Annotated in this window: 1 protein-coding gene; it reads right to left on the reverse strand. The window is 49.2% G+C overall.

What is annotated here, in order from left to right; all coding sequences use genetic code 11:
* A partial coding sequence (locus MHN31_RS23900) for an FG-GAP-like repeat-containing protein (RefSeq protein WP_239445527.1) occupies positions 1-3,301 on the reverse strand: 3,301 nt, incomplete at both ends.

The raw sequence follows: 3,301 nt of genomic DNA on the forward strand, positions 1-3,301 counted from the left end.
TCGGGCATTGTCCTTCACCATATTACCCGCCGCATCGTACTGGTAGGTATTGGCTCTGTCACCCGTGACTTTCGTCACCGCATGGGGGCGGCTCGACTGATAATGATAATGGCCCACACCTGTTTTATAGGTGATGTTACCCAGCTCATTATAGCTGATTGTGGTGCTCGCCCCCCCTGATATCGCACTGCTGGTAACCCGGTTCAGGCTGTCATACCCGAACGTTTCTTTCTTACCTATCGTATGGTCCTGACGATAGGTCAGGTTGCCCAGATTACTCCAGTTATAAGCCCAGTTCTGTAACGTGCCACTGCCCGTTGACTTCAGACTGGTCAGCAAGCCGGTCTTCTGATCGAACACCTTAGTCCGGGTAATGCGACTGCCCAGTTTCTCCGTGGTGATGTTACCGAAGGCATCCGCCGCTGAGGCCTGCCAGACGACACTGTTAGTCTGCAAGTCTTTGAGGGAACTCAGGTGCTTGTGCGCATTGTAGTGATAAGTCACTGACTTGCCTGAGGCATCTGTTTCTTTATATAGCTGACCGGCATTATTGAACGACCAGATTTCCTTATAGGTACTGCCGTCAATCACCGTATGTTTTTCACGGGTACGACCAAAACTGTCGTAGTAGAAGCGCTCGGTAAATCCTGTGACCTTATCGGTCGTCACCGCAATCATCCCCTTGGCATACGCACCACTGTCATAGGTATTGACCGCATGATGTTCCAGTTTACTACCACGCTTTCGCTGTACTTCCGTATTTCGGCCCAGTACATCGTATTGATACGTGATCACATTACCGTTGCTGTCTGACTCGCGAGTCAACTGATGATAGGCATTATAGCTATAATTGATGGTGCCCTTATCCGGGTCGATTACCCGGGTTTTGTTACCATACTTATCATAACTAACCTGGATCTTATTGCCCTTAGGGCCAGTTAGCAGACGCGTTTTTCCTTTTTCATCATATTCATAGTAAGCTGACTTACTGTTTGCATCTGTGACTTTGACCAGCAGACCCATCGCATTTGTCAGCTGAGTATGTTTATGATTGGACGGGTTAATGGTCGTGACACTTTCGCCGTTGTACTCGGTTTTCCAGATAGAGCCATCTGCCTTGGTTACCTGCACAACCCGGTTCTGCTTATCGTATTTGTACACATTCCAAAGTGGCGTGCCACCGTGGAAGTAAGGCATGGACTCTTTGTATTTACGGCCTTTGGTGTCATACAAGTAATCAACGTTAATGAATGTGCCACTCAGAGACATACTAGACTCACGCAGCAGACGGCCATACTTATCAAAGTACTGTCGGCTCGTCGGGCCACTTTCAGATGTATTTTCCTCGTAATAAGCAGCCCCACTGATACAGCCACTGGTGCACCAGTATTTACTCTGACTACTGCTCAGCGCCTTAGTGCCTGTTTTGCTTGTGTTGTCGGCCGGGGTTGAAACTTCTCCCGTCAGACGGCCCAGTTTATTATAGGTATAGTAAGTACGCTGACCATTGGCAGTCTGGGTATAGGACTTGCGACCCAGGCTATCATAACCTATGGTGCTGCGATGCCCGAGGCTGTTCTTCTCACCGGTCACCAAGCGGTAAGTACTGTCATAGTAGGTTTCCAGCGTCTTGGTGGGTAAACCTGACTTAGAGACGGTTTCTTTAGTGATCAGACCATAACTGTTCAGGGTATAGCTTTTCACCACACCGTTATCTGCGGTTGACTTTACTAACCGTCCTTTGCTGTCATAGGCAAAGGTTGAGGTGTGGGTATTCTGATAGTTCCCTTTATTTGTGCCATTCAAACGGTTCAGATAACGCTTGGTCTCAACCGTTTTAGTAACCCGGCCACCATGATAGCTGTAACCATACGTATTCGTTATATCCGTCTTTGCATAACCATTTCTTGTATCAACCACACTACTTTGTTTTAGTGGATTACCGAAACTGTCTACTGAGGACACCGTTTTAGTTTTAGTTGATATGAGCGTCAGACTGCTAACATCTGTATTATAAGTTTTAGTAACCGTTCTGGACGGGTATACCAGATAAGGCTTAGTGCTATTGCCAGTTACAAAGCTCGTTGCCTGCTTACGGCCATAACTTGAGGCCATGTCTGATTTTAAACGCCAGATACTGGTATTCACCGACGCCGTTGACAGCGTTGCAAACTGCGCACTGCTTACCTGTACAGGCGATGCCTGTATCCCTGCTGCAGAAATGCCCTCTGCCGCACTGAAAGTCCTGGCTGAGGCAGCCAGAGTATCTATTGGTGCAAACTTTGGTGCTTCGCAACGCTCACCAGGCTGCCAGGAGCAGTTACAGCTTTCCGGAAATACTTCACAAGGATCTAAGTCACCACCGCCACCCGACCCTCCGCCGGAGCCACCACCTGAGCCGCCACCGGTGGACGTGTCGCTGCCATAACGTACATAGGTCTGAACCCGCTCCGGGTTGCCCCGGTAATCCCCATCCTGACGATAGGTTGTGACAACCTTAGTCCCGCCATTGACCGCTTCCACTTCTATCTGACGGAAACCCAGCATTCCACGACCCACCTGGGCCTTTGCACCATGATACTTGTACTTAATGGTTTCGCCTTTTGCTGTCAGGGTGCTGACTACGCGAGCACCGGACTTCATATCCGTAACACGGCCATTGCCCCAGCTCTTAGTGCGGGCATCGCTGTGTGGCGTATAGATATTACGGTTGTTCAGCGTCGAATACGACACCGTCGTATACGCACCAAAGCCGTCTCGTACCGACGAGATCAGATTGGTCGGTGCATCCGAGTTCTGATAAAGACCCATGCGCCCCTGAAATACCAGCTTGTCTGCAGCACCGTCACCAGTGACATCCATAAAGGTCGTAAAGTCATAGTTAGAGCCATGCGAGGTCAGTTTACGATACGTGAATCCTGTGCCATTGTAGAAGTAGAAATGGTCTCCATGGTCTTCCCGGTATACCTCTGGGATCCCATCACCATTGATATCAAACACCTTCAGGCTCGGCTTGTCATAGTTAAATAACTTAATTCCGCTGGCAAACCCTGTGCCTGTGTTGATCCGGGCATACCAGTCATTGTTACTGTTGCGGTACAGAATATCTGCCAGACCATCGCCATTCAGTTCAACCGCCTGAATGTCTTTATACGAACTGGTACTGCCTAAAGAATAAAGCTCTGCAAAGGTGTCATTACCCGTTGAAACCAGGATTTTCCAGTAGTAACTGTTACGATAGCCCTGAGTGGTAATAGGGCCAGATGTCCGGCTCAGTGACTGTACCTGCGCCGCCTGCTGC

The sequence above is a fragment of the Pseudoalteromonas sp. McH1-42 genome (assembly GCF_022347845.1).
GTDB lineage: Bacteria > Pseudomonadota > Gammaproteobacteria > Enterobacterales > Alteromonadaceae > Pseudoalteromonas > Pseudoalteromonas rubra_D.